Here is a 17194-nt window from a genome sequence, read left to right as displayed (position 1 = left end):
TTCCTCTCGATTGGAAATCCGGGATGGCCGCTGCTTTGTTTGAGTATGCCCAAATTTATGGAAGGCGTATGTATAATTTTGGATAATCAACACTCGTGGTTGAAAGCACTGTTTAATCTCGGAATGAAAGGCAACCTCCTGCCAAAGCACGCGAATCGCCGGCAAATACGTTTTCACAAAGGTGTAGCGGTTGGCGAGCACCGCGCGGACATCCAACGACACATCGTGGATGACCACTTTTTTCCAAACCGCTTGGAGACACGCTCGACTTGAATACATGGATTGGCGGTCATTGCTTTTCTCCCCTTTGCATAGTAGTGAGTAATCACTCACAAAATACATTTTTTAAGCTGCCGACGGTTCGGCAGTCCACCTACTGTTCCATCAATTGGACGTCTCGCCAGCCGTAGCACCGCTCCCACAACGCTTTTCCGCCGATTTCCACCCTTTCCTCGGCCACTTTTTCACCGCCAAGCCGTTCGTAAAAACCACGGGACGGGTTGTCGGTAAGCACCCAGACGGCCAGCGAATGAATGCCTTTTTGCGTCAAATCGCCGACGAGCGCTTGCACGAGCTGCCGGCCGAGCCCTTTTCCTTGCGCTTCCTTAAGCAAATAAATCGCGTACAGCTCCCCGTCATATTGTGCCGCTGAACCATCGCTCGCCCGGTTTCGGCCGCCCGAGACAAATCCGACGACGTGCCCGTTTTCCTCGGCGACAAACACGGAATGATCCGATTGGCGGAGCACCTTCTCCCATAACGTTTGCTTTTCTTCCACTGTCAACGTCTCCAAGTACGCGTCTGGCACGATGCCGCCATACGTCGTCTTCCAACTTTCGACGTGGACGGAGGCGATGGCCGGTGCGTCGGCCCATGTGGCTTTACGGATCATCCGTTTTCCCCCTTTGCCCTAGTTCAGCAGAAGTTTCCAAAATAAAGAAAGGCAAGGCGGTGCCGTTCCCGCCCGCCTTTTTTCTTCTTTTTACAAAGCTTTGTCATCGACGCTGTCCAGCCATCGCTCGATATGGCCGACGACCGAAGCGACCGTTCCATCGGCAAACGGCGACTTTAGGTTGGCGCTTTTGACGAGCTCGGTGAACGGCCGGGTGCCGCCCAATCGGCAAAGCGCCACATAGTCGCGCCAGGCTGATTCCCGGTCTTCCTGCGCCCGCTTCCAAAACTGGAACGCGCACACTTGCGCCAATGTATAATCAATGTAATAAAACGGGTCGGTGTAAATGTGCCCTTGCCGCTGCCAAAATCCGCCGCGCTCAAGGTAGTCATGGCCGGCGTAGTCTCTTGTCGGCAAATACGCTTTTTCGATGCTGCGCCAGACACTCTTCCGCTCCGCTGGCGTCATATCCGGGTTCTCGTAGACCGCGTGCTGAAATTCATCGACCGCCACGCCGTACGGCAAAAACAAGAGCGCGTCGCTCAAATGGGCGAACCGGTATTTGTCGGCGTCGTCGGCGAAAAACAGCTCCATCCACGGCCAGGTGAAAAACTCCATGCTCATCGAATGGATTTCACACGCCTCAAGCGTCGGCCAGTTGTATTCCGGAATGTCGTAATGACGGCTTTCATACACTTGGAACGCATGTCCGGCTTCATGGGTCAATACGTCAATGTCGCCGGATGTGCCGGTAAAGTTCGAGAAAATAAACGGCGCCTTGTAATCATCGATATACGTGCAATAGCCGCCGCCCGCCTTCCCTTTTTTGGCGACGAGGTCCATCAATTCGTGTTCGACCATATAGCGGAAAAACTCGCCGGTTTCCGGCGACAGCTCTTCATACATGCGCCGGCCGTTTTCGACAATCCAGCTGGCATCGCCTTTTGGCGCCGGGTTGCCGGTTGGAAACATAAACGGTTCGTCGTAATAGTAGAGCTTCTCGACCTTGATGCGCTGCCGCTGGCGCTCGCGCAGCTTGGACGCGAGCGGGACGATGTGCGTTTTTACCTGCTGGCGATAGCCTGCAACCATGTCGGCATTGTAATCGGTCCGTCCTAAACGGGCATAGCCGAGCTCAACAAAGTTTTTGAACCCAAGCTTCCGGGCGATCGCTGTGCGGACGTGGACGAGCTCATCATACAGCTCATCGAGCTCTTTTTCGTGGTCCGTGAAAAACGAAAACCGCGCTTCGCTCGCCCGTTGGCGCATCGTGCGGTCCGGCGACTCGACAAACGGCTGCAGCTGGGCGAGCGTCCGCTCCTCTCCTTCAAACATGATTTTCGCCGATGCAATGAGCTTCGTATATTCGCTGGCCAGCTTGTTTTCTTTTTGCAAGTCTTCGACAACCGCCGGCGCGTATGTTTTCAGTTGCGTTTCCGCCAACGCAAACAGCTGTTTTCCCCACACTTGTTCCAATTCAGCGCGGAACGGCGAGGAAACAAGCGCGCGGTAATAATCGTTGACGAGCCCCTTGACGACCGGCTCGGTTTCGTCGAAAAAGTCCTGTTCTTGTTTATAAAATTCATCGTTTGTATCAATCGTATGGCGGATGTGGCAAAGGTTCGCCATCGTGCTGTAGCGGCGGCGCAGTGCATTGATCCGCTTCATCGCCTCGTGCTGCAAGGCGGCGCTCCCGGCACGGCGGAACGAATCAAGCGCTTCTTGAAACGATGCTTGCAATTGAGCGATGTCCGGCCGCTCGTAACGAAATTCGGAAAACTTCATGCTCTGTCCCTTCTTTCCTTTCATTTTTACATTTTTTCATCACTCAGCCGACCTACTGTTTATTCGCCATGAATCCTCAAAATCCTTCTCGATTTCCCATTCTCTGGGTTCATCACCACAAATTATACTAATCATTTCACTCATATTTCGCAACCTTTGCATAATATATAAAAAACCACCCATATATGCGCATAAAAAGGCTCTTCACCAAAATTTTGCGCTTTCTCTTTTCCATCGGTCCATCAGGCGCGTTGGAAATCTTTATCTGAGAGAGCGTGCAAACGTTCCGAAAGAATGTGCAAAATCTGGAACAATTGGAGGCTTGGATTCATCGTTATTCGTTTTGTCCTTGTTCAGTTGTGCGAGCCATCGCAAAATCACTCGTCAAACGAACAGACGAAATCATATCATGCATTTTATCGTCTTATTCGAATGGGAAAATGGAGGAAACGAATAACAAGATTAAGCGGATCAAACGTCGGGGATACGGATACAGAAATATCCAACGTTTTGCATTTCGGGTTCGGTTAGAAACAGCTAACATACTTTAATGGCTAGTGCAAGTACATCTTTTAGTTTTTAGTGATGAACCATTCTCTGAACAAATTTCCATTTTATTTCCTCATAGAAAAAGAAGGCAACTATCATGATCTTGATCTTCGCAACCATTTCTATTTTTCAAAAACAAATCATATTCCCATTCGCGCCCTCTTCCCCCTAGAAATAGCGGCCATGGATTGGGAATCTCGTCCCATCTTCTGTATTTTCCAAAAACATATTGACGTTTTTTGTCGAATTGAGTAATATAATGTCGACAACGATATACCCCCTCTCCACTTCAATGGGATAGAGGTTGCGGTGAACAAAAGTAGCGCTGTCGAGGCTCGGAGCGGTCGATGATGCAGCGGGAAAGGGTTCACCGCCGAAGTTTGCGGCGCGCTCCGGCGGCGCAAGCTGGGCCTGCGGCCGAACAGGCGCAGGACTGCCATCGCCCTTGGGCGATGGAGCGCTATCGCCATTCAGTTGGATGCGAATCATGCACCCGCTGAAAAGGCGCGGGTGCTTTCTTTTTTTTGAAAGGAGCGTTTTGACCTTGGATCAGCAACGAAAACTTGGCATTTGGGTGTTAACCGCGCTTGTCGTGGGCAATATGGTTGGTTCCGGCATTTTCATGCTGCCGCGCTCGTTGGCGGAGGCGGCGAGCCCCATCGGCGTCATGTTCGCCTGGCTGCTGACCGGAGCCGGTGTCCTCATGACGGCGCTTGTGTTTGGCAACTTGGCAATCCGCAAGCCCGACTTAGGCGGCGGTCCGCAAATTTACGCGAAGGAGCTGTTTCCGAAAGGTTCGAACTTGTCGATTTTATCCGGCTTTATGTCATCATGGGGCTACTGGGTCGGCAACTTTGCCGGCAACGTCGCGATCATTACAACATTTGCAAGCTACTTGTCGACGTTTTTCCCGGTGCTGACAAGCGGCCAAACGGTGTTCACCGCCGGGTCGTTCACCTTGAAGCTTGGGAACTTGTTGACGTTTCTCGTCTGCACGGCGCTCCTTTGGGGGATGCATATCATCATTTTGCGCGGTGTAGAAGGCGCTGGCAAGCTGAATTTTGTCGCCACCGCGGCCAAAGTGCTTGGCTTTTTCCTATTTATCGTCATCGCCTTGTTTGCCTTTGACAAAGCGGTCATCGGCCCGCTTGATGCCCCTCGCTATGACGGGAACGGACAGCCGATCGGTTTGCTTGGACAAATCAACAACGCCGCTTTATCGACACTCTGGGCGTTTGTCGGCGTTGAATCGGCGATGGTGTTCGCTTCCCGCGCGCGCAAACAAGCGGACGTAAAACGGGCGACGATCGCCGGCCTGCTCATCGCCTTAGCCATTTACATCGGCATCAGCTTTTTGGTGATGGGCGTCTTGCCGCAACGCGAACTGATTCAATCGGAAAAACCGCTCGTGGACGCCATCAATGCCATCGTCGGACCGGCGGGCGGCTACGTGTTGGCTGGCCTTGGGCTGATCAGCTTGCTTGGCTCGACGCTCGGCTGGATCTTGTTGAGCGCCGAAGTGCCGTACCAGGCGGCGAAACAAGGGATGTTTTTGCCGGTTTTTTTGAAGGAAAACAGAAAAGGGGCACCGAGCTTCTCGCTCACATTGTCAAACGCGCTGGCGCAATTGTTCATTTTCTCGACCATTTCCAACTCGATGGCAACAGCGTTTGACTTCGTCATTTACATCGCCACGCTCGCTTATCTCGTTCCATATTTGATTGCTTCCGTCTTCCAGCTGAAGCTCACGCTCACGGGGGAAACGTATGCGGCAGGACGGGAGCGGCTCGCTGACGGCATCGTTGCGGCGCTGGCAACATTGTATTCCGTCTGGGTCGTCATCGCCGGGACGGCGGATATGAAAACGTTCCTGCTGGGCGTTGCCTTGCTGGCAAGCGGCGTGATCTTCTACCCGCAGGTGAAAAAGGCAGCGCAGCAGGCAAATGAAAAACAAAAACTGTCGGCATAGCTAAAAAACGGACGCCTATCGTTTGGGCGTTCGTTTTTTTCTGTTTTGGGGCAGGATCTTTTCTTTCGTAAGACGAAATATACAAGATGGTTCCATTTTTGAAGGAAAGAGAGGTCTTGCTGATGAACAACAACGAGCACCTGACGAAACGCCGCGGCATGACGGCGGAAGATTTGCTTCGCCTCCGCTCGGTGCGCGACCCGCACTACGCGCCGGACGGAACGCGCGTCGTGTTTGTGGAAAAATCGATCGACGAAGAAAACCAATACCGCTCCCATCTATCTATGTGGACGGAAGACGGCGCCGTCCGTCCATGGACGTTCGGGCGCTGTCGCGACACGAAGCCGCGCTTTTCCCCGGACGGCGAAACGATCGCTTTTTTGTCTGACCGCTCGGGGCGTGTGCAGCTTTGGCTGCTGCCTGCCAATGGCGGCGAAGCGCGCCAGCTGACGTTTTTCAAAAACGGCGTGCGCGATTACGTCTGGTCGCCGGATGGAACATTTCTCATCGCCCTAACGACGCTTGGCGATGATGAAACGATTGAAGACCGCGAAGAACCGGAAAAGGCAGAAGTGAAGCGAGCCGACCTGAAACCGCGCGTGGTCGAGCGGCTGTATTACAAATCGGACGCGGCTGGTTTTCTTGACGGCAAACGGGCGGTGCTCACGCGCATCGATGTGCTGTCAGGAAAAATCGAAGCGTTGACGGGCCGCGAGGAGGAAATCGGTTCGTTTGCGATTTCGCCAAACGGACGGACGCTTGCCTTTGTCGCCAACCGAAACGAGGATCCGGACACCGCCTTTACCCGCGACATCATTTTGCTCGATCTCGAGAAAAAAACAGAAACGAACTTGACGAACGGCTGCGGCGCGTTCGCTTCACTCGCCTGGTCGCCGGACGGAATGAAGCTCGCGGCCATCGGCCATGATTTGGCTTATCTTGGGGCGACGCTTCACCGGCTTTACGTCTTTGAGCCGGAACGTGGAACGAAGCGGGTGTTGACCGCCGACTGGGACGTCCATCTCGGTGACGCCATGGTCGGCGACATGCACGCTGATGCGAAAGGCCCGGGCCCGATTTGGGCGAGCGACGGAAGCGGCCTGTATGTCACCGCCTCAGAGCGCGGACGCGTCAACGCATATTTCGTCTCGCTCGCCGGCCCGATCGTTCCAGTGGTCGAAGGAGATTTTCATCTATACGGATTCACCGTCCATCCGAATGGACGGCAAGCCGTCGCCGCCATCAGCTCGCCTACGTCCGTTGGCGATTTATATGCGGTCTCGCTTGCCGATGGAACGAAAACACGGCTTACGCGTGCCAATGAAGCGCTTGAACATGAAGTGGCCTTCGCCGCTGCCGAACCGTTTACATATGAATCGACGGACGGTTTGGAGATTCAAGGCTGGATCATGAAACCGCCTGAGCTTGACGAAGGAGAAAAGGCGCCGCTTGTCGTCGAAATTCACGGCGGGCCGCATGCGATGTATGGATTTACGTTTTTCCATGAATTGCAGCTGCTCGCTTCATCCGGTTATGCCGTGCTGTTTACGAACCCGCGCGGCAGCCACGGATACGGCCAGTCGTTTGTCAATGCGGTGCGCGGCGACTATGGCGGCATGGATTATGAAGACATTATGGCTGGCGTCGACGCCGCCATCAGCAAGTTCGACTTTATTGACAAAGAACGGCTTGGCGTCACCGGCGGCAGCTACGGCGGATTTATGACGAACTGGATCGTTGGGCATACCGACCGATTCAAAGCGGCTGTCACTCAACGTTCGATTTCCAACTGGCTCAGCTTCTCTGGCGTGAGCGACATCGGCTACTTTTTCACGAAATGGGAAGTCGGCTGCGACGTTTGGGAAGACGCTGAGCGGCTTTGGCATCATTCGCCGCTCAAATACGTCAAACACATGCGCACACCGCTTTTGATTTTGCACAGCGAACGCGATTACCGCTGCCCGATTGAGCAGGCCGAACAGCTGTTTGTCGCCTTAAAGCAGCTCGGGCGGGAAACAAAGCTCGTCCGCTTTCCGGACGCCAACCACGATTTGTCGCGCACCGGCAACCCTGCTCTTCGGCTTGAGCGTCTTCGCCATATCGTCGACTGGTTTGACCGCTATTTGAAAGGAGCATCGCATTAATCCGAAAGGAGAACCACCATGCACGCACTCGTCATCGGTGGGACAGGCATGTTAACCGACGTGTCGCTTTGGCTCGTGCGAGAAGGGTACCATGTATCCATCGTCGCCCGGAACAGGGAACGGATGGAACGGCTCATCGCCCGCGCCGCACATCTGGAGGCCATTACCCCGCTTTTGGTCGATTATCGCGATCATGATGTACTATGTTCCTTGATTCACCAAACAATCAATGAAAACAGAGCCTTCGACCTTGTTGTCGCATGGGTGCACAGCGACGGGAAACAGGCGTTTCCGGCCATCATCCGGGAAAATAGCAGACATCCCGGTCCTTGGCGTCTGTTCCACGTGCTCGGCAGCCGGACCCATCCGGCCGAGGCAAAGCGGGAACTCCGTTTGTCTTCCGCTTGCCTGTACCGGCAAATTCAGCTTGGCTTCGTGATCGAAGAGCACAGCACGCGTTGGCTCACCCATCAAGAAATCAGCAGCGGCGTCATTGACGCCATTCGGCGTGATGCGCCGTTTCATCTTGTCGGCACACTAGCATCAGAGAAGAAGCGGCCGCATTAATGGGAAGCGCCCTCTCGTTTGTACCGAGAGGGTGCTTTGTCCGCCTTTGGCGCGGATGGTTTCACGATGGAAGCAGTTCGACATAATCGCCCGTTTTCAAGCCGGCCGCGTTCGCTTCATCGGTGTCAATGTGCATATCTAATGCAAAATCTTCGCTGACGCGGACGATCACTTCGTCAAAAATGAGCGCCCGCTCCCCTTGCGTTTTCACTTTCACCACTTGTTTATCGCGGACGCCAAACGTCTCGGCATCTTTCGGCGTCATATGAATGTGGCGCTTGGCAATGATCACCCCTTTGTCGACGGTCACCGTCCCCTTCGGTCCGTGAATCGTAATGCCCGGCGTTCCGTCAATATCGCCGGATAAGCGGACCGGGGGCGCGACGCCGAGCTTGAAGCTGTCGGTTTTCGAAATTTCAAGCTGGGTGAGCGAACGGACCGGTCCGAGGACGCGGACGTTTTCAATTTTCCCTTTCGGCCCTTCGACCGTCACCGTTTCCTTGGCGGCGAACTGGCCAGGCTGCGACAACGGCTTGAGCACCGTCAGCTCGGCGCCTTCGCCAAACAGCGCCGCCATATGTTCTTTTGATAAATGAATGTGGCGATTCGATACCCCTACTGGAACCATCAATGGTGATCTCTCCTTTTTTGCTGGCTATGGTATGTTCTTTATATAACGTATCCATTTCCGGCAAAATTAAAGAGGCCGACCTCGCGTCAGCCCCTTGTTTTTGCCCCATATCCTAATTTTTTCAGCAGCGCAATCGCCTGCTCTTTTTCTGCCGCCGTCAGCGCCGAAACCGTTTCGTGAATTTTTTCCGCATGCTCGGGAAATACGCGCTCAATAAACCGCCGCCCCTCTTCTGTAATGGACGCGTACGTGACGCGCCGGTCCTTTTCGCAGGCGCGGCGGACGATCAATCCTTTGTTTTCCAGTTTGTCAATGACGTAGGTGATGCTCCCGCTCGCCAGCAAAATTTTTTCGCCAATTTGCTGGAGCGGCTGATCCCCTTTATGGTATAACAATTCTAACACGGCAAATTCGGTCGGATTGACCCCGAATGAGTGGATTGATTTGTTCACTTGGTCGCTTACGGCGCGGTAAGCCCGCGACAATACGATAAACAACTTTAGCGATTGCTCGAGTTCTTGCTCTTTTTGTTCCATGCCATCCAACCCTTTGCATTTAACCATTTCTTACTTGCATTATACTTGAACAGCAAACAGGCAGGCAACCGTTTTTGCCAGGCGCTGGTCCATTTTTCTCGCCAGCGGCCGTTCCTTTCGCTATGATAATTTTGTGATAGGGCAGCGCTTGGGCGATTGTCACATTTGTGGAAACGGCGCATATGAAAAAATAAAGGCTGATGAAGGGGGAATTGGATGAACGGGGTATTGACCGGCAGTGTGCTGTCCGCCTTATCGACCGGACTTGGCGCTGTGCCGATTTTGTTTATGGCCAAATCGCTCACTCACCGCTGGCGCGATGTGCTCCTCGCGTTTTCAGCCGGCATTATGATGGCGGCCTCGATGACAAGTCTTATTCCCGAGGCCCTGCGGTCCGGCGGTTTTGAGGCGCTCGCCATCGGATTGGCGGCGGGGGTGCTCGTGTTAACGTTGCTTGAGATGACCGTCCCCCATATCGACTTGGAGCATACGAAAAGCGGCTTGCAATTCGACGAAAAGGCGATGCTCATCATCGCCGCCATTGCGATGCACAATCTCCCCGAAGGGCTGTCAGTCGGGGTGAGCTACGCCTCAGACGGCGCTTCGCAAACCGGCAATTTGATCGCATTGGCCATCGGCTTGCAAAACGCGCCGGAAGGATTTTTGGTCGCCTTGTTTTTAGTCAATCAGCAGATTGGCCGCTTTAAAGCGTTTGTCATTGCCACGTTAACCGGCGCGGTCGAAATTGTGACGTCTTTGCTCGGCTTTTATTTAACCTCTCTCTTCCGCGGCCTCGTTCCATACGGGTTGGCGTTTGCCGCCGGGGCGATGCTGTTCATCATTTACAAAGAGCTCATTCCCGAAAGCCATGGCGACGGCAACGAACGGATCTCGACGTACGCCTTTATTATCGGCATTTTGTTTATGATTTTGTTAACCGAATCGTTTTAGCGGTCTCTCCTTCCGTCATCGAGGCAAGCGCTCCTCTCCATACAGAACGAAACACCCCGCTGCCTTGCCTGGCAACGGGGTGTTCTCATTATTGGACAGCCTCTTCTTTCTCTTCATACGGATGGGCGACCCAACCGGACGGGTCGATGAACAGGCGGACGGCTACGACTTGGCGGTCGTCCATGAGCGTAAAGTAGTGCGGATTCCCTTCCGGCACGGAAATGACATCGCCGGCTTCCAGCTCGACGTCAAAATAGCCGGTCTCTTTGTCGCCTTTGATAATGAAAATGCCATGGCCGGCCGTAATGGCGCGCACTTCGTCTTCCGTATGGATGTGCACTTGTTCAAATTTTTTCAGCAGTTCATCCAAGTTCGGCGTCGCATCGGACAGAGCGACGATATCCCATGTTTTGTAGCCGCGGCGCGCCGCCAAGTCTTCAATTTCGTCTTTGAACGTCGCTAAAATTTCATTTTTTTCTTCATCTGTCAGAACATATTTATCGCGCAAATGCTCCGGCAGTTTCGTGATGTCCCAATGTTCATACAACACCCCTTGACTGTTCAAAAACGCGCGCACATTGTCTTCTCCTTCAATCACTTGGCCCGTTTTTCTCACTTTGATGACGGCCATGTCAAAATCCCCCTTCTAAAAGATGTATATTAGCCAACCGGCAGGCCGGCCCGTTGCAAAAGCAGCCGCTTCACCTGCCAGCTGAACAAAAACTCCCACGCTTCCAAATGTTTTTTCGCTTCAAACGCCGTTCGTCCCCAGACGGTAATGCCGTGGTTGTGGATCAACACGGCGCCGGCGTCGCCATGAACATGGTTCGCAAACTCCCGAGCCAGCGTCGGGATGTCGGCGTCATTGTTAATGATCGGGATGCGCACTGCGGCGTTTTCTTCCCAAATGCCAAACGCCTTGATGATTTCCTGGCCGGAAAAGACTGCTTCCCCGTTTGACGCATACAGTTCAGAAATCAAATTGTTGTCCACGGTATGAACGTGCAAGACGCAACCGGCGTTTGTGCGGTTGTAAATTTCCACATGCAGCAGCGTCTCCGCTGATGGCTTTAAATGTGTTTTCTCCGCTGGTCGGCCGGCAGCGTCAACGAGCAAGAAGTCCTCATCCGTTTGCTTCCGCTTATCCTTGCCGCTCGCTGTCACCAAAAACGTCAACGGGTCGTCCGTCACTTTGATCGACAAATTGCCGCTTGTTGCGAAAAACCAATCGCGGGCGGCGAGCTCGGCTTTCACTTCCGCAAGCTCGTTCCACTTTTTCACGACGATGCTCATACGATCACCTCCATTCGCTGCAACGCATCCATCACGTCAAAAAACGTCGCAAATGGCGCGTGCGGCAGGTCAAGCTCTTGACATTTTTCAAGCAGAAAATCGCGCGCCAGCACATAGTCGGCTTGCCTGGCCACCGCCAAGTCGGTGATCGAATCGCCGATGACGACGTGATACCCGTCCGGGCGGGCAAGCCTGCGCAATAGCGACGGCTTGCAGCAGCCGCAGCCGTTTTGGCACCGGCTGTCACATGCATGCGGCCATGTGATGCGGATCGTCTCACCGCTGAAATCGGAGCCGTTGCAAAAAATTCGCTCCGGTTCAATGAGCCCTTCAAGCAGCGGATAGACGAAAAAGTCGATGCCGCCGCTCACGATATAGAGCGGGATGCTTTGCTCTTTTGTCCATGCGACAAACTCGCGGAACCCTTCGCGCAAGCGGGCGGTGCTAAGCAAAAAGTCAACAATCTCCCCTTTCAGCGCTGACGGAAGAAGCGAAAACATTTTTCCGACGCCTTCCTGAACGGAGATGCGCTGGGCGAGAATGTCGTCCTTTAGCGCCTCCCACTCCGGCGGGGCGAACTGTTTCATAATCGCGATGATGTTGTCGTTTTCCGTGATCGTGCCGTCAAAATCGCAAAAAAGAACGAGTTGTTTCGTCATGCTTCCACCTCAATAGCGCCCCAGCGGTCGATCGCCTTTTGCAGCGCCTCGTTGTCTTTCGCCGCTTCACGAAGCGGACGGCCGACCAGCGCTGCGTCGATGGCGGCGCGAAACGCCTTTCCGCCGCCGATCGCCCCGTCCGGGTGGCCGTGGATGCCGCCGCCGGCGTTGACGACGCTGTCAAGGCCAAAATCGCGGACAAGGAGCGGCACCAAGCCCGGATGGATGCCGGCCGATGGCACTGGAAACGCCCGGGCAAACGGCTCTTGTTCATCGGTCAGCGCCCTTGCGATGCCAAGCGCCTGCTCACGCTCCAAGGCGACGCTGCCGTACGGCGACGGGAACAGGACAAAGTCGGCGCCGGCGAGCCGCAAAAGCTTTCCAAGCAAGAGCGACGGGGCGACGCCGTAAAACTCCGACGGCGTGATCGCGCCGCTGAACGCCGGGTGGGCCATGATCGGAACGGAAATCTCTTCATCTTCCCGCAACCCTTGCAGGACGTCCAATCCATAGGCGAACACGTTGAACAACAGCACATCGGCGCCAAGCTCAGCCGCCCGTTTCGCTTTTTCTTTCAGTTCAAACGTTTTGCCGGTCAAGTTGACGGCATACAGCGTCCGCTTGCCTGTTTGTTCGTACACCTCTTCGAGCGCCGCTTTGCCTTCTGTAATGCGCTTCGCAAATGGCAGACGATCGCTGTCAAACAAAATTTCGTCATCTTTGACCAAGTCAACGCCGCCAAGCGCTTGCTTTTTCAACTCTGATGTCAAATACGCCAAATCGCGGCCGACGATGCCTTTGAAAATGCTCATCAACAGCGGGCGGTCGTACACTCCGACCTTTTCGCGAATGCCGGCGATGCCAAAGCGCGGCCCCGGAAACTGCCGCTTCCATTCTTCCGGAAATGCCAAATCAAGCAACCGCACTTCCCCGTCAAGCGACAGCTTGCCGAACGTCGTCACCAACAATGCTGGCAAATCGGCGCTGAAGTTGACGGTCGGGTAAGCGATTTTGACGATTGCCCGCTTCAACCGCTTGCCGAAATAGGCGTTTACCCGCTCGCTCTCGCCAAGCTCTTCGATCGCAACGACTTCCCCTTTATGCTTGCGAAGCTGGTCTTGCTCTAGCTGCGGCAAGTCGGTCCATGTGCCGACTGTCAAGCCGAGCGCGATTCCTTCCGCCTTTTGGCGAATATCGTGTTCATCATGAAGCAAATACGTCGCAATGACTGCACTCATCGTCCATCCCTCTTTCAATATATGGCGAAATAAAAAAGCCCCTTCCTAAGAAGAGGCGTCATTCATTCATGGCGCTCTTCTTATCTCCCAGCGTTTCCGCTGCAAGAATTAGCACCGTGCTTAGCGTACGCCAAGCCGGTTGCCGGGCTTCATTGGGCTCGTCCCTCCGCCTGCTCTTGATAAGAAAGCCTGCTCGTTTATGCACTTGTCAAACGATTGGCAAATTTACTTTGAATTATGACAGCCTTTGCCGCCGTTGTCAATCATTTTTTTCAAAACAGCCTGGTCAACGTTGTCCCGTCAACGGTTCATTGCCGCTCTTTTTTTCAAAACAATCCGAGCCGGCCGATCCGCTCCGCCGCTTCGCGAAGCCGCGCTTCATCGGTCAACAATCCAACGCGCACATACCCTTCGCCGTGTTTTCCAAAACCGATGCCTGGGGCGACGGCGACGTGCGCCCGCTCAAGCAACAGATCGGCAAATTCGGCGGATGATGCGCCTTTTGGCAACGGAAGCCAGGCGAAAAATGATCCAGACGGCGCCGGCGCTTCCCAGCCGATCGCGCGCAAAGCATGAATAAACGTATTGCGGCGCGCCTCGTACAAGGCAATGAGCTCCGCGACGCAGTCTTGCGGGCCGAGGAGCGCAGCTGCCGCCGCTTCTTGGACGGCGCCGAACAAGCTGACGTACAAATGATCTTGCAACAACTCAATGGCACGGATGATCCGCTCATTGCCGACAGCGAACGCCACGCGCCAGCCGGCCATATTGTACGTTTTCGAGAACGTGTAGATTTCAACGCCAATGTCTTTCGCCCCGTCCACTTCTAGAAAGCTGACCGGCTTTTGGCCGTCAAAGCCGATCGCGCCATAGGCAAAATCGTGCACAACGGCTATGCCGTACTTTTCCGCAAACGCCACCGTTTCAGCAAAAAACTCCTTCGTCGCCGTCGCGCCGGTCGGGTTGTTCGGATAGTTTAAAAACATCAGTTTCGCCCGGTCGGCCGCCGCCCTGGGAATGGCCGAATAATCCGGCAGAAACCCATTCTCCGCGACAAGCGGCATCATTTCCATCCGCGCGCGGGCGAGCGCGATTCCCGACCAATAGTCCGGATAACCCGGGTCCGGGACGAGCACGACATCGCCCGGGTTGACGAGGCAAAGCGGCAGCTCGACAAGCCCGGCTTTGCCGCCGAACAAGATGGCGACCTCGCGGGCCGGGTCGATCGTCACCCCGTACTCGCGCGCGTAAAACGCCGCTACGGCTTCTTTCAAAAACGAGTAGCCTTGAAACGGCGAATATTTATGGTATTTTGGGTTCGCGGCTGCCTTCTGCATCGCTTCGACAATGTGCGCCGGCGTCGGCTGATCCGGATTGCCCTGCCCTAAGTTGATCACATCATAACCCGCCTTGATCTTCGCACCGACTTTCGCCACGAGCGAGGCGAAAAACTGCTTCGGCAGCTGTTCAAGCAGTTCGGAAAAGGGAAATTCGATCGTCATCGTCCACACCTTCTCAAAAATTCTTGAAATTCTAGTGCAACATCATATATCGTTAAAAGCAAAATGTAAAGAAAAATTTTTTTCCGAGGTGAACGCTCATGACGATCCGCATCGCCTGCCTGCAGCTTGACATTGCATTTGGCGATCCAGCAAAAAACGAACAGCAAGCCGAACAGGCCGTGGAATCCGCTGCCAAAGACGGCGCTGACATCATCGTGCTGCCAGAGTTATGGACGACCGGCTACGATTTGACGCGCCTGGATGAAATTGCCGACGAAGGCGCCGAACGGGCGAAGGCGCTCGCTTCCCGATTGGCGCAAACGTACGGCGTCCATTTCGTCGCCGGTTCGGTCGCCAAAAAAACAGCCGCCGGCGTGACAAACACGATGATCGTGGCCGACCGCCATGGCCAAATCGTCGGCGAATACAGCAAGCTTCACCTGTTCCAATTGATGGATGAACATTTGTATTTGCAGCCGGGAAACGAGCCAGGCTTGTTCTCGCTTGACGGGCTGCCGTGCGCTGGGGTCATTTGCTATGACATCCGATTTCCGGAGTGGATTCGCGCCCATGCGTTGGCCGGAGCGGAAGTGCTGTTTGTCGTCGCCGAATGGCCGCTTCCCCGCCTTCACCATTGGCGGACGCTCCTGATGGCGCGGGCGATTGAAAACCAATGCTATGTCGTCGCTTGCAACCGGGCCGGACGAGACCCGAACAACGTGTTCGCCGGCCATTCGCTCGTCATTGACCCGTGGGGCGAGATCATCGCCGAAGCCGACGAACAGCCGGGTATCTTAACCGCTTCCATCGACCCGTCGCTCATCCAAGACGTCCGCGCACGCATCCCGGTGTTTGCCGACCGCCGGCCGCACGATTATGAAGAGGCGGCAAAAAAATTTTTCAAAACGTATTGACAATCCGCCAGCCCAACCTGTATCATTCGAATCAAGCAACCAAACGATTGTTAACATCGTGAAAATTGCAAAAACTTAATAGCTAGATCGGTACTCTTATCAAGAGTTGGCTGAGGGAATTGGCCCAATGAAGCCCAGCAACCGACCGTAATGCTATCGTGAGATAGGGCGCACGCCAAAGGCGGCGCCGGAAGCGAACCGCTTCCGCAGGGCACGGTGCTAAGTCCAACAGAAAGACCGATGTCTTTCTGAAAGATAAGAGGCGCGAAGACGATGCATCTTCAAGCCTCTTTCCGTATGCGAAAGAGGCTTTTTCATTTGCCAAAACCTAAAGGGGGAACGTGAAAATGACGATTGTCCAATCCACTGTTTACGAACCGCTCACCGAACAAAAAGCGACCGCCCTCGCCGTCCGCCTCGGCCTATTCCGAGACGGGGCGCCGCTTGTGTGCCGCGAAATCGGCGACGGAAACTTAAACTTAGTCTTTCATATCGTCGATCAGGAAACGAAGCAAGGCGTCATCATCAAACAGGCGCTCCCGTACGCGAAAGTCGTCGGCGAAAGCTGGCCGCTCACGTTAAAGCGCGCGGTTATTGAAAGCAACGCGTTGCGCACGTTTGCCAGCTATGTACCGCAATACGTGCCGAACGTCTACTATTCTGACGAATCGCTTGCCATTACCGTGATGGAAGACTTGTCCCGTCTGCAAATCGCCCGCAAAGGGTTGATCGAAGGGAAAACATTCCCGCTTTTGTCCCGGCATATCGGCGAATTTATCGCCAAAACAGCGTTTTACACATCCGATTTCGGCATGAACCAGCAAGAGAAAAAGAAATTGGCGCAAAGCTTCGTCAATCCGGAACTGTGCAAAATCACCGAAGATCTCGTCTTCACCGATCCATTTTTCGACCATGACACGAACAACTTCGAAGACGAGCTGCGGCCGGACGTCGAAACGCTTTGGAATGACGACCGCCTCCGTTTGGAAGCGGCGAAGTTGAAGCGCAAGTTTTTAACCGAAGCCGATGTGCTTCTGCATGGCGATTTGCATACCGGCAGCATTTTCGCAAGCACCGACGAAACGAAAGTAATCGACCCGGAATTCGCTTTTTACGGCCCGATCGGCTTTGACCTTGGGCAGTTTTTCGCCAACTTGCTGTTAAATGCGTTGTCCCGCCCTGACGTTGAGCGCCAACCGCTCTTTGATCACATCGACCAGACCTGGGACGTCTTTGCGTCCATATTCTCGGAGCTTTGGCGCACCAAAAGCATCGAGACGTACGCCGCAACACCGGGCTTGCTTGACGAAGTGCTCCGGCATGCGTTCATCGATGCTGTCGGCTTTGCCGGCTGCGAAGTCATCCGCCGGACGATCGGCCTCGCCCATGTGGCCGACCTTGACGGCATCGAGCAGAAAGAAGCCCGCCTTGCCGCCAAACGACACGCGCTCCGCCTCGGCCGCCGCCTAATTGTCGAGCGCAACGAGCTGACCGGAACGGACGGCTTCCGCCGAGTGTTTGCAGAAACCGAATAGTAACACGGCGACGACCGGCCCAGTGCCGG

Annotated in this window: 15 protein-coding genes, 2 pseudogenes and 3 riboswitches; of the genes and pseudogenes, 7 read left to right on the top strand and 10 right to left on the bottom strand. The window is 54.4% G+C overall.

Features of this window, described 5'->3' with window-relative positions; translation table 11 throughout:
- Window positions 1-99: 99 nt before the first annotated feature.
- The 3 genes and pseudogenes from CV944_RS17630 to CV944_RS10695 form a co-directional block, all read right to left on the bottom strand.
- Window positions 100-210 (bottom strand): annotated as a pseudogene (locus CV944_RS17630) (TetR/AcrR family transcriptional regulator); the annotation flags it as partial.
- A 163-nt stretch (window positions 211-373) separates the two neighbouring features.
- Window positions 374-892 carry a GNAT family N-acetyltransferase gene (locus CV944_RS10700; protein WP_100659713.1) on the bottom strand — a complete coding sequence of 173 codons (519 nt, stop codon included), beginning with the start codon at window positions 890-892 and terminating at the stop codon, window positions 374-376.
- A gap of 90 nt (window positions 893-982) precedes the next feature.
- Window positions 983-2677: a M3 family oligoendopeptidase gene (locus tag CV944_RS10695; protein ID WP_100664159.1), complete on the bottom strand. Its 1695-nt coding sequence runs from the start codon at window positions 2675-2677 to the stop codon at window positions 983-985.
- A 299-nt stretch (window positions 2678-2976) separates the two neighbouring features.
- Here CV944_RS10695 and CV944_RS10685 point away from each other — a divergent pair.
- From CV944_RS10685 to CV944_RS10670, 4 genes and pseudogenes are all read left to right on the top strand, one after another.
- Window positions 2977-3228 (top strand): annotated as a pseudogene (locus CV944_RS10685) (transposase); the annotation flags it as partial.
- Between the two features lie 288 nt (window positions 3229-3516).
- A riboswitch (Lysine riboswitch) is annotated at window positions 3517-3697 on the top strand.
- A gap of 73 nt (window positions 3698-3770) precedes the next feature.
- Window positions 3771-5195, top strand: coding sequence for an amino acid permease (locus CV944_RS10680; protein WP_014195281.1), 1425 nt, complete (start codon window positions 3771-3773; stop codon window positions 5193-5195).
- A 122-nt stretch (window positions 5196-5317) separates the two neighbouring features.
- Window positions 5318-7339, top strand: coding sequence for a S9 family peptidase (locus CV944_RS10675; RefSeq protein ID WP_100664160.1), 2022 nt, complete (start codon window positions 5318-5320; stop codon window positions 7337-7339).
- Between the two features lie 18 nt (window positions 7340-7357).
- A complete protein-coding gene (locus tag CV944_RS10670) occupies window positions 7358-7906 on the top strand; it encodes a short-chain dehydrogenase (protein ID WP_100664158.1) in 549 nt (182 codons plus the stop codon).
- Between the two features lie 61 nt (window positions 7907-7967).
- Here CV944_RS10670 and CV944_RS10665 read toward each other — a convergent pair whose 3' ends face one another.
- Both CV944_RS10665 and CV944_RS10660 read right to left on the bottom strand, forming a co-directional pair.
- Window positions 7968-8534, bottom strand: a complete 567-nt coding sequence (locus tag CV944_RS10665; protein WP_033006192.1) for a phosphate propanoyltransferase — start codon at window positions 8532-8534, stop codon at window positions 7968-7970.
- Window positions 8535-8623: 89 nt separating this feature from the next.
- A complete protein-coding gene (locus CV944_RS10660) occupies window positions 8624-9073 on the bottom strand; it encodes a MarR family winged helix-turn-helix transcriptional regulator (protein WP_014195273.1) in 450 nt (149 codons plus the stop codon).
- A gap of 216 nt (window positions 9074-9289) precedes the next feature.
- Here CV944_RS10660 and CV944_RS10655 point away from each other — a divergent pair, with 216 nt between their 5' ends.
- Window positions 9290-10024: a ZIP family metal transporter gene (locus CV944_RS10655; RefSeq protein ID WP_100659710.1), complete on the top strand. Its 735-nt coding sequence runs from the start codon at window positions 9290-9292 to the stop codon at window positions 10022-10024.
- A gap of 88 nt (window positions 10025-10112) precedes the next feature.
- Here CV944_RS10655 and CV944_RS10650 read toward each other — a convergent pair whose 3' ends face one another.
- From CV944_RS10650 to CV944_RS10630, 5 genes are all read right to left on the bottom strand, one after another.
- Window positions 10113-10655: a 1,2-dihydroxy-3-keto-5-methylthiopentene dioxygenase gene (locus CV944_RS10650; RefSeq protein ID WP_015374253.1), complete on the bottom strand. Its 543-nt coding sequence runs from the start codon at window positions 10653-10655 to the stop codon at window positions 10113-10115.
- 29 nt (window positions 10656-10684) lie between these two features.
- Window positions 10685-11317, bottom strand: coding sequence for a methylthioribulose 1-phosphate dehydratase (locus CV944_RS10645; RefSeq protein WP_015374252.1), 633 nt, complete (start codon window positions 11315-11317; stop codon window positions 10685-10687).
- Complete coding sequence (gene mtnX / locus CV944_RS10640; protein WP_015374251.1) at window positions 11314-11976, bottom strand: 2-hydroxy-3-keto-5-methylthiopentenyl-1-phosphate phosphatase; 663 nt, start codon at window positions 11974-11976, stop codon at window positions 11314-11316. Before mtnX ends, CV944_RS10645 begins: the two co-directional genes overlap by 4 nt.
- Window positions 11973-13214 (bottom strand): 2,3-diketo-5-methylthiopentyl-1-phosphate enolase, encoded by a 1242-nt coding sequence (gene mtnW / locus CV944_RS10635; RefSeq protein WP_033011864.1) that lies wholly within the window; start codon window positions 13212-13214, stop codon window positions 11973-11975. The genes mtnX and mtnW overlap by 4 nt, the downstream gene beginning before the upstream one ends.
- Before the next feature lie 77 nt (window positions 13215-13291).
- Window positions 13292-13400, bottom strand: a riboswitch (SAM riboswitch).
- A gap of 140 nt (window positions 13401-13540) precedes the next feature.
- Complete coding sequence (locus CV944_RS10630; protein WP_100659709.1) at window positions 13541-14716, bottom strand: pyridoxal phosphate-dependent aminotransferase; 1176 nt, start codon at window positions 14714-14716, stop codon at window positions 13541-13543.
- Between the two features lie 98 nt (window positions 14717-14814).
- Between CV944_RS10630 and CV944_RS10625 the strand changes: the two genes are divergently transcribed.
- Entirely contained in the window at window positions 14815-15630 is an 816-nt protein-coding gene (locus CV944_RS10625; protein WP_044745530.1) for a carbon-nitrogen family hydrolase, read from the top strand.
- A 93-nt stretch (window positions 15631-15723) separates the two neighbouring features.
- Window positions 15724-15892, top strand: a riboswitch (SAM riboswitch).
- An 85-nt stretch (window positions 15893-15977) separates the two neighbouring features.
- On the top strand, window positions 15978-17165 hold the full coding sequence (gene mtnK / locus CV944_RS10620; protein WP_100664157.1) for an S-methyl-5-thioribose kinase: 1188 nt from the start codon (window positions 15978-15980) through the stop codon (window positions 17163-17165).
- Window positions 17166-17194: the final 29 nt, after the last annotated feature.

The organism is Geobacillus sp. WSUCF-018B (genome assembly GCF_002809985.1).
GTDB classification, from domain to species: domain Bacteria; phylum Bacillota; class Bacilli; order Bacillales; family Anoxybacillaceae; genus Geobacillus; species Geobacillus thermophilus.
The sequence above is the reverse complement of the archived record's forward strand: the minus strand, read 5'-3'. Positions and strand labels throughout refer to the sequence as shown.

Excerpts from the sequence above, each read along its gene's own strand:
- mtnW (WP_033011864.1), bottom strand. The coding sequence starts at position 13,214 with ATGAGTGCAGTCATTGCGACGTATTTGCTTCATGATGAACACGATATT.
- CV944_RS10655 (WP_100659710.1), top strand. The coding sequence starts at position 9,290 with ATGAACGGGGTATTGACCGGCAGTGTGCTGTCCGCCTTATCGACCGGA.
- CV944_RS10670 (WP_100664158.1), top strand. The coding sequence starts at position 7,358 with ATGCACGCACTCGTCATCGGTGGGACAGGCATGTTAACCGACGTGTCG.
- CV944_RS10695 (WP_100664159.1), bottom strand. The coding sequence starts at position 2,677 with ATGAAGTTTTCCGAATTTCGTTACGAGCGGCCGGACATCGCTCAATTG.
- CV944_RS10630 (WP_100659709.1), bottom strand. The coding sequence starts at position 14,716 with ATGACGATCGAATTTCCCTTTTCCGAACTGCTTGAACAGCTGCCGAAG.
- CV944_RS10675 (WP_100664160.1), top strand. The coding sequence starts at position 5,318 with ATGAACAACAACGAGCACCTGACGAAACGCCGCGGCATGACGGCGGAA.
- CV944_RS10700 (WP_100659713.1), bottom strand. The coding sequence starts at position 892 with ATGATCCGTAAAGCCACATGGGCCGACGCACCGGCCATCGCCTCCGTC.
- CV944_RS10660 (WP_014195273.1), bottom strand. The coding sequence starts at position 9,073 with ATGGAACAAAAAGAGCAAGAACTCGAGCAATCGCTAAAGTTGTTTATC.
- CV944_RS10650 (WP_015374253.1), bottom strand. The coding sequence starts at position 10,655 with ATGGCCGTCATCAAAGTGAGAAAAACGGGCCAAGTGATTGAAGGAGAA.
- CV944_RS10625 (WP_044745530.1), top strand. The coding sequence starts at position 14,815 with ATGACGATCCGCATCGCCTGCCTGCAGCTTGACATTGCATTTGGCGAT.
- mtnX (WP_015374251.1), bottom strand. The coding sequence starts at position 11,976 with ATGACGAAACAACTCGTTCTTTTTTGCGATTTTGACGGCACGATCACG.
- CV944_RS10645 (WP_015374252.1), bottom strand. The coding sequence starts at position 11,317 with ATGAGCATCGTCGTGAAAAAGTGGAACGAGCTTGCGGAAGTGAAAGCC.
- mtnK (WP_100664157.1), top strand. The coding sequence starts at position 15,978 with ATGACGATTGTCCAATCCACTGTTTACGAACCGCTCACCGAACAAAAA.
- CV944_RS10665 (WP_033006192.1), bottom strand. The coding sequence starts at position 8,534 with ATGGTTCCAGTAGGGGTATCGAATCGCCACATTCATTTATCAAAAGAA.